General features: G+C 61.6%; 4 protein-coding genes. 1 reads left to right on the top strand and 3 read right to left on the bottom strand.

The features are described 5' to 3' along the window. From REA38_RS19905 to REA38_RS19895, 3 genes are all read right to left on the bottom strand, one after another. A partial coding sequence (locus REA38_RS19905; RefSeq protein WP_308886499.1) for a non-ribosomal peptide synthetase occupies positions 1 to 5,887 on the bottom strand: 5,887 nt, incomplete at its 3' end. Positions 5,888 to 6,499: 612 nt separating this feature from the next. Continuing rightward, complete coding sequence (locus REA38_RS19900) at positions 6,500 to 7,189, bottom strand: LrgB family protein (protein WP_033649720.1); 690 nt, start codon at positions 7,187 to 7,189, stop codon at positions 6,500 to 6,502. Continuing rightward, the gene (locus REA38_RS19895; protein ID WP_004936830.1) at positions 7,182 to 7,604 is read right to left on the bottom strand and encodes a CidA/LrgA family protein; all 423 of its coding nucleotides are present in this window, start codon (positions 7,602 to 7,604) and stop codon (positions 7,182 to 7,184) included. Before REA38_RS19895 ends, REA38_RS19900 begins: the two co-directional genes overlap by 8 nt. Positions 7,605 to 7,744: 140 nt before the next feature. Here REA38_RS19895 and REA38_RS19890 point away from each other — a divergent pair, with 140 nt between their 5' ends. After that, a complete protein-coding gene (locus REA38_RS19890; RefSeq protein WP_025304429.1) occupies positions 7,745 to 8,632 on the top strand; it encodes a LysR family transcriptional regulator in 888 nt (295 codons plus the stop codon). Positions 8,633 to 8,665: the final 33 nt, after the last annotated feature.

Here is an 8,665-nt window from a genome sequence, read left to right as displayed (position 1 = left end):
TGCCGAACAGCGCCGTCACCATGTTCAGGCCGCGTTCGGCGCACACCGCCACCCGGCTGTCCGGGCCGACGCCGCGCGCTATCAGCGCGTGCGCCAGCCGGTTGGCGCGGGCGTTCAGCTGGGCGTAGCTCAGGCTTTCCGTGCCGCTCACCAGCGCGGTGGCGTGCGGCGTGCGGCGCACCTGCTGCTCGAACAGCGCCGCCAGCGTCTGATCCAGCGGGTAGTCACGCTCGGTGCGGTTCCAGCCATGCAGCAGATGCTCCCGTTCGGCGAGCGGCAACAAATCGATATGGGATACTGACCGTGGGCTATTCAGCGTCATCGCCCGCAGCGCCTGTACCAGGTAAACGCCGTAGCGTTCGGCGGTGGCGCGATCGAACAATGCCGTGGCGAAGTTCAGCGTACCGCTGATGCCTTCGCCGGTATCGGCCAGATCGAGCGTCAGATCAAACTTCGCCGCGCTGTATTCCAGCCCGGCCAGCTCGGCCTGCAGCCCAGGCAGCGGAATATCGCGCACCGAGCCGTCCTGCCAGGCCAACATCACCTGGAACAGCGGGGTATAGCCCAGATGACGCGGCGGATTGACCAGCTCCACCACCTGCTCGAACGGCAGATCGCGATTTTCCTGCGCCGTCAGCACCGTGTGGCGGATCCGCGCGATCAGCGTCGGCAGATCCGGATCGTCGCGAAGATCGATGCGCAGCGCCAGCGTGCTGACGAAGAAGCCGACCAGCGATTCGGTTTCCAGCCGGCCACGGTTGGCCTCCGGCGTGCCGATCACCAGCTCCTGCTGCCCGGCCATGCGCGCCAGCACCAGGCTCCAGGCCGCCAGCACCGTCATGAACAGCGTGCCGCCATGCTGCCGGCTGAACTGCCGCAGCGCCTGCGTCAGCTCGGCGTCGATCGCGATCGGCACCTCCCCGCCGCTGAAAGACTGCACCGTCGGACGCGGCCGGTCAGTCGGCAGCGTCAGCAGCGCCGGCGCACCGATCAGCGTTTCGCGCCAGTATTGCGCCTGCGCCGCCAGCCGCTCCGGCGTCAGATAGCGACGCTGCCAGGCGGCATAATCCGGGTATTGCAGCGTCAGCGGCGGCAGCGGATCGGCATCGCCGCGACGCAATGCGCCGTACAACGCCCCCAGTTCACGCAGCAGAATGCCGGTCGACCAACCGTCGGAGACGATGTGATGACAGGTGAGCAGGAACAGGTGCTCCTCATCCGCCAGGCGGATCAGCGCGGCGCGCACCAGCGGCCCCTGCGTCAAATCAAACGGTTGAGTGGCTGCCTGACGGCACAGCGTGTCGGCTTGCGCGGGGTGACGTCGCAGATCGTGGAACGCAAGCGGCAGCCCGTTTGCCGGCAAAATCTGCACCTGTGGCCGATCTTCCCGGGTGATGAACCGGCTACGCAGCGATTCGTGACGCGCATAGAGCGCATCCAGACTATGTTGCAGCGCCTGCCGGTCCAACCGGCCGTGCAGCCGCAGCGCCAGGGGGATATGGTAGGTTTCGCTCATCCCCTCCAACTGGGTCAGGAACCACAGGCGTTGCTGGGCGAACGACAGGGGCAAATCGCCGTCGCGCGCCACCGGCAGTATCGGCAGCGGTTCCTGAGCCGGCGCAACTTCCAGCGCCTGCGCCAGCACGTGCAGTACCGGGCTGGCGAACAGCGCCTGCAACGGTAACTGCCATCCGGCCTGTTGCACGCGGTTAGCCAGGCGCACCGCCATCAGCGAATGCCCGCCCAGTTCGAAGAAGTGGTCATAGCGACCGACGCGCTCTACGCCCAGCAGCTCGCGCCAGATAGCCGCCAGCAGGTTTTCTGCCTCGCCCTGCGGCGGCGCATAGGCTTCACGCACATAGGCGTCGACCTGCGGCACCGGCAGAGCCCGCTTGTCCAATTTGCCGTTGCCGGTCAGCGGCAACGCCTCCAGCCAAACGTAAGCCACCGGCACCATATAATCCGGCAGCCGCGCCTGCAGATGCTGACGCAGCCCGGTCGCCAGCGTAGCGCGTTCGGCTTCCGGTGCCGGAACCACCCACGCCACCAGTCGCTTGCCCCCGTCGCCATCGTCAATCGCGTCCACGGCTACGCTGCGCACGCGCGGATCGGTACTCAGCTGAGCCTCCACCTCGCCGCATTCGATGCGGAAACCGCGGATTTTTACCTGCTGGTCATTGCGCCCCAGGTATTCGATATCGCCACCCGGCAGATAGCGCGCCAGATCGCCGGTACGATACATGCGCGCACCCGGCGCCCGGTTGAAAGGATCATCGAGAAAACGTTCCGCCGTCAATTCGGGCCGGTTCAGGTAACCCCGCGCCACCCCTTCGCCGCCGACGTACAGTTCGCCGATCGCCCCCATCGGCACCGGTTCGCCGTCGGTGCCCAGCAGATACAAGCGCAAATCCGGGATGCGGCTGCCGATCGGACTGGTGGTGATCGCCGTATCCTGCGCCGACAGCGGCCGATAAGTCACATGCACCGTGGTCTCGGTGATACCGTACATGTTGATCAACCGTGTCTGCCGGTTCTCTGGACGAGCAAACCACGGCGCAAGATCGCAAGGCTTCAGCATTTCGCCACCGAACACGATCTCGCGTAGCTGCTGGCGCGCTTCGCTGTGCGCCTGAGCCTGGATAAAGGCTTTGAAGGCGCTCGGCGTCTGGTTCAATACCGTGATGCCGCTGCGGCAGACGAAATGATAAAAATCCGGCGCCGAGCGGGCGATCGCCTGCGGTACGATGAACAGCTGGCCGCCATACAGCCAGGCGCCCCAGATCTCCCAGACCGAGAAGTCGAAGGCGAATGAGTGGAACAGGCACCACCTGTCGGCGGCGCTGAAGTTGAACCAGGCGTTCGTCGCGCTGAACAACCGCGCGACCTGCCGGTGCTCCACCATCACCCCTTTGGGTTTGCCGGTCGAGCCGGAGGTATAAATCACATATGCCAGGTGCGCCGGGCGCACCCCGACGTCCTGCAGATCGTCGCTTTCTCCCGTCAGTGGCTGTTCCAGCGCCAGCACCGGCACCTCGCAGCCACCCAGCGCTTGTCGGCCGAGCTCATCCGCCAACAGCAGCACCGGCGCTGAGTCCGCCAGGATGTACTGTAGCCGCTCGCCGCTATAGGCGGGATCCAGCGGCACATAGGCGCCGCCGGCTTTGAGGATCCCCAGCAGCCCGACCAGCATCGGCAGCCCGCGCCCGGCACACAGCGCCACCAGGCTGTCCGGCTGCACGCCAAGCTGTACCAGCCGATGGGCCCAACGGTTCGCCTGGGTATTCAATTCCGCGTAGGTCAGGCTGTCATCGCCATACGTCACCGCGATCGCCTCCGGCGTCCGTTTAACCTGTGCTTCGAACAACCGGTGCAGACAGGCCGTCGGCGAATGTGAAGCGACGGTGTGGTTGAGGCCCTGCAGCAACTGCGCGCGTTCTTCCTCGGAAACCAGACTGAGTTCGCCGACGGTGCGACGATGAGAACCCGCCCTCACCGCGTCGTTGAGCAGCATCAGCAGATGTTGCGTCGCCCGCAACATCTGCTCGTCAGCCACGGAGGCGGCGTCGTAGACCCAACGGAAAGCGCCGTCAGCCTTGCAGATTTGCAATACCGCGCGCGAGCCGGAAGCCATGATGGCGGCAACCCCCTCGTCTTCAGGCTGCAACCCCTGCGCCGAGCGCCGGCTGACGATCGATACCGCCGTCGGCCAAGTCTGAGACGCTCGCAGGTCCGCATCGCGCGTCAGCAACGCGGGATGATAATCGGCATGAGCGCGCAGCTGGCTATATTCCTGTTCCAGCGCGGCCAACGCCTGCTGGAAATTGCCGGTGTGATCAACAGAGACCTGCAGCGGCAGCACGCGCGCGCTCAGGTGAGCCCAACGCCCCCAATTCCGATCGCCCGGGGTGATCCACCCCAGCTGAAAATCGGTTTCATTGCACATGCGCGCCAGATAAAGGGTTGCTGCCGCCAGCACCTGCTCGCCGGCAATTTTTTCCAGGCGCTGCCAGGCCGTCGCCTGCCAGCGTGCGGGAAGATCCGCCTGGCGGCCAGGCCCCGGCGGGAACGGCGCCGGATAATAACGCGTCAGGCGCGGTTGCCAAAAAGCGGCGCTATCGGCGCTGGCGCCATACGCCGCGCCTAACAGCGAGGCTTCGGCAGCGTTAATCGTCGGCAAGACCGAGCCGACAGACAGGCCGCAGGCCTGCGCCAGCGCATCGCCTGGCTGAGCCGAGCCGTCGGCGCGCAAGAACGGCCCGACGCGCACCACGCCGGGGTTCGCGGCAATTACCCAGCCGTCGGCCTCGACGTGCAGCAGGGTACCGGGTTCGGCCTGCCGCTCATCGCTCACCGCCTGCAGCGCCGTCACGCCCAACACGCGCTCCGCCAGCAGCATCTTCGCCGCGCATCCCGCGCCATGGCTCAGCGAGCTCACCAGGCGCTGCAGCGCCTCAGCCGGGCGATCCCAACGAATGATGCCGCCAGCAGGCGGTTGCCGACGGTTGGTGTAAAAGCTGCCGCCGGCCTCGGTATCCGCCAGCGCCGCCACTTGCCGATCCAACGCCTCGATCGTCCCCGCCGTTGATGCGTTCAGCGCCCGTAAAATAAACTGGAAACGGCGCTGCAAAACATCCAGATCGCCTAATGAATTTGCATAATCGGCGTCAGAAAAAGTGACGTCCAGCTCATTCGCCTGCTGGTCTTCATACAGCATAATCTGTAGATCGCCGGACGGAATATTCCCGCCATAATACCAACGGGTGCGGCATCCCCAGAAAGGATCGCCGTGGTCGAAAGAAACAATGTTAATTGAAGGGCCAAACCAGGCGGAATCCGTCGCGCCATTGTCACGCCGAATGTCCTCCCCACGATATAATTGATGACGAACCACTTTTGCTATTTCGGCTGCGACCTTTTGGATAAATTCGGCCAGACTCAGCTGGGGTTCAACCTTGATAATCAAAGGGACAACGTTAGAGGTCATACCAATACTGTTTCGTTCTCTCGTTCCGGTCACCGGCATGCTGAAATTAAGATATTCACTGCCGGTCAGGCTGTAGAAACATAATGCTACGGCGGCGGCCAATATATGTGCGCGGTGTACGCCGATATTGTCAGCTTGTTGCTGCAGCTGATCCAATGCCTCTTTTTCCAGCAGCTGCGTGTTGCGGTTCATCGCGGCGTCTGGGGTCAATATGGCTCTACGCGACAAACTCTGCGGCGCAGCGGCAGTATATTCCCGCCAAAAAGCCTGATCGGAAGAAAAGCGTGAGGAGTCGCGGTATTTGATGTCGTTTTCATAAAGCAGAGAGAAATTGCAGTTGGCGAATTCAGGGATGACGCCGCCGGACGCCAGCGCGTTATAGTAAGCCGCGATGCGCCGCATCACTTCCTCGGCACTGCGGCCGTCGGTGATCATATGGTGGAAACGCCGATAGAGGACATAGCGCTGCGGAGCGAGCGTAATCACATAAAAACTAAAAGGTTCCTCTCCCGTGGCGCGGCGCGGCAGCGCCGCATCCGCCACCATCCAGCGTCTGGCCGCCTGCAGGGGATCGGGTTCCTTACTGAGATCGAGTGTGAACAGCGGCTCATGTGTGCGTGGCGCGCGGTATTGATAAAGCTCACCGTCTTTTTCCACAAAATGCGCTTGCAGAGCCGGCGTTTCTTCGACGATAGCATCGATGGCTTGCCGCAGCAGCTTAACGTCGAGAGGCCCGTCAACCTGCCCATAGCCCCAGATATTGAACGACAACTCTTTGGAAATGTTTTCCCCCAGCCAGAGTTCACGCTGGGCGATAGTCATTTCATGCAGTTCGACTTTCTCCGCCGCGGCCTGAGCACCCGTACGGAGTTCCCCACTCTTCACATCAGTTTGTTTGTTCATAATATTCTCTAGCACGTTTTCATTACGTTAATGAAAGGGACCGTCCGGATTTAGGCAAAGCCTGGCCGTCCGACAGTTCAGGTCAGAATAAAAAAACCGTAGAAAAGTTGGGTCTCCCCCCAACTAAGAAAGGATGAAATGGTTAATCCAGAGGTTCCCCCTGTGCCTCAATTTGTTGAGCTGTGAAGTATAGGAGAGGATATTTTTTTTGGCGAAATGTGCGAAAGGGAATAAATGACCATTTTATTTCCCCGATATTACTCAGGGATGACGAGCGTATTCCGCTTGTATTAATCTGAGATAATTAGAGAGGAACTCATATTCTTTTGTATTATTCACCTCAGTTAATGTGCAGCAATGCTTACGATAAGAGGCTCTCGATATCAATAAGTTATACTTTATTGTTTTTATGATAATAATTTATTATTTAATTAATTCATTAGCATTTAAAATGAACGGCAATTTTGCTCGCGGCGCATCTATCGTTTTTTGTTATAACGATGGGAAAAATTATGCTGAAAAATTTCTTCGTTTTTTCGGGCGTCAATCAACGGCATCGTTCCCAATGCCAGACAACGTAAAACGGGGCGGCAGAGCCCGCCCCGAGAGGTCTTACCACATCAGCCGACCGATCAGCGGCGCGGCCACCACCGTGATAATGCCGGCCAACATCATCACCAGGCTCGACACCACGCCCTCCTGCGGCCCCAGTTCATAAGCGCGGGCGGTGCCGGCACCGTGCGACGAGGCGCCAAATCCGGCCCCCTTCGCCAGGCGGCTGCGCACCGCCAGCCGCAGAAACAGAATGTCGCCCACCGCCATGCCGAACACCCCGGTGATCACCACGAACAGCGCCACCAGATCCGGCTGCCCGCCCATCTGTTTGGCGGCCTCCAGCGCGAACGGCGTGGTGATCGAACGCACCGCCAGGCTGCGCTGCACCTCTTCCGGCAGCGTCAGCAGGCGCGCCAGCCACACCGAGCTATACACCGCCACCAGCACCGCCGTCGTTACGCCGGCGGCCAGCGACAGCCAGTGGCGGCGGATGATATGCAGGTTCTCGTACACCGGCACCGCGAAGGCGATGGTCGCCGGCCCCAGCAGCCACAGCAGCCAGTGGGTTTCGCCGATATAGTCCTGATAGGAGATGTGGGTGACCACCAGCAGCAGCACCAGGATCATCGGCGTCAGCACCAGCGGCATCAGCAGTAACGTGCGGCGGCGACGGTACAGTTTCTTGTTGGCGAAGTAAAGCGCCAGCGTCGCCAGAAAGCAGGCCAGGCTGAGGATAAAATCATTCATGACGCTGCTTCCGCCGCTGTAGCCAAATCTCCAGCCGATACACCCTGTCCACCACCAGCCCGGTAGCGCCCAGCGTCAGCATGGTGCTGACCGCGATCACCAGAAAGATCTTCCAGCCCTCGACCATCAGCAGCTGGGCATAGTTGACCACCGCCACCACCGCCGGCACGAAGAACAGCAGCATTTCCGCCAGCAGCCAGCGGGAGCCGGCCTTGACCCAGCTCAGCGGCAGAATGCGCAGCAGGATCAGCGCCAGCAGCATCAGCATGCCGACGATATTGGCGGGGAGCGGCAGGTGGAATTGTTGCACCAGGCGATCGGCGATCAGGAACAGCGCCGCATACAACGCCACCTGAATCGGCACCTGCAAACGGGTCAGCAGGGAGGGGGCAACGCGGCGTAACGCCAGAGACATGAAAGATGACCTCAAACAATAAATTGACGGCCTACAGTATACGCAGCCGGGAAACCACGCCTGAAATGAATTAAAATTATCGACATCATGCCGGCCGGGAATAGTTTCTCGCCGGTAGCGCCCTCAAGGAGGCCCCTAACGTGGATGTCCGCACCCTGCGCTACTTCGTTGAAGTGGTGCGCCAGCAAAGCTTCACCCGCGCCGCGGAAAAACTGTTCGTCACCCAGCCCACCATCAGCAAGATGCTGCGGCATCTGGAAGAGGAGCTGGAATGCACGCTGCTGATCCGCGAAGGCCGCAAGCTGCGCCTGACCGACAGCGGCCAGGCGGTGTATCAGCGCGGCCTGACGATCCTCGACGAATTCCGCCAGCTGGAGGCGGAGCTGGAAGACATCAGCTCGGTGAAAAAAGGCGTGCTGCGGCTGGGCATTCCGCCGATGGTGGGCAGGCAGATCGCCGATCTGATCCGCCGCTTTCGCCAGACCTATCCCGGCATCGAATTGAAAATTTCCGAGCTGGGCGGGCTGTCGGTCGAACAGGCGGTGATGTCCGGCGAACTGGATCTGGCGATGACGGTGCTGCCCTTCGATTCGGAACAGCCGCTGACCTTTCTGCCGCTGCTGGGCCACCCGATGTGCGTGGTGGCGCCGCGCACGCCGCAGTGGCTCAACCGCACCCGCATCAATATCGCCGAATTGGCCGACAGCCCGATCCTGATTTATAACGAAGACTTTGCGCTGTACAAGATGCTGATGAAGGCGTTTCGCCAGGCCGGTTTTGAACCGCAAATCGCGGTGCGCAGTGGCCAATGGGATTTCCTCGCCTCGATGGTGCAGGCCGGCGTGGGCATCGCCATGCTGCCGGAGCCGGTCTGCCGCTGGCTGGACAAGGAAAACCTGGTCTGGCTGCCGCTGGAGCCACGCATGGAGTGGAAAATCGGCCTGATCTGGCGCCAGGGCAGCTACCTGTCGCACAGCGCGCAGGCCTGGATCGCCTGCTGCCGCGACTACTGGCCGCCGCTCAAGTAGCCAAAAAACAAGGGCCGCACAGGCGGCCCTTCG

It is taken from the genome of Serratia sp. MF1(2023) (assembly GCF_030954545.1).
In the GTDB taxonomy this organism is placed as follows: Bacteria; Pseudomonadota; Gammaproteobacteria; order Enterobacterales; family Enterobacteriaceae; genus Serratia; species Serratia sarumanii.
The sequence above is the reverse complement of the archived record's forward strand: the minus strand, read 5'-3'. Positions and strand labels throughout refer to the sequence as shown.

Bases quoted from the DNA above. Each gene is read 5' to 3' on its own strand.
- REA38_RS19900 (WP_033649720.1), bottom strand. From the start codon at position 7,189: ATGAATGATTTTATCCTCAGCCTGGCCTGCTTTCTGGCGACGCTGGCG.
- REA38_RS19895 (WP_004936830.1), bottom strand. From the start codon at position 7,604: ATGTCTCTGGCGTTACGCCGCGTTGCCCCCTCCCTGCTGACCCGTTTG.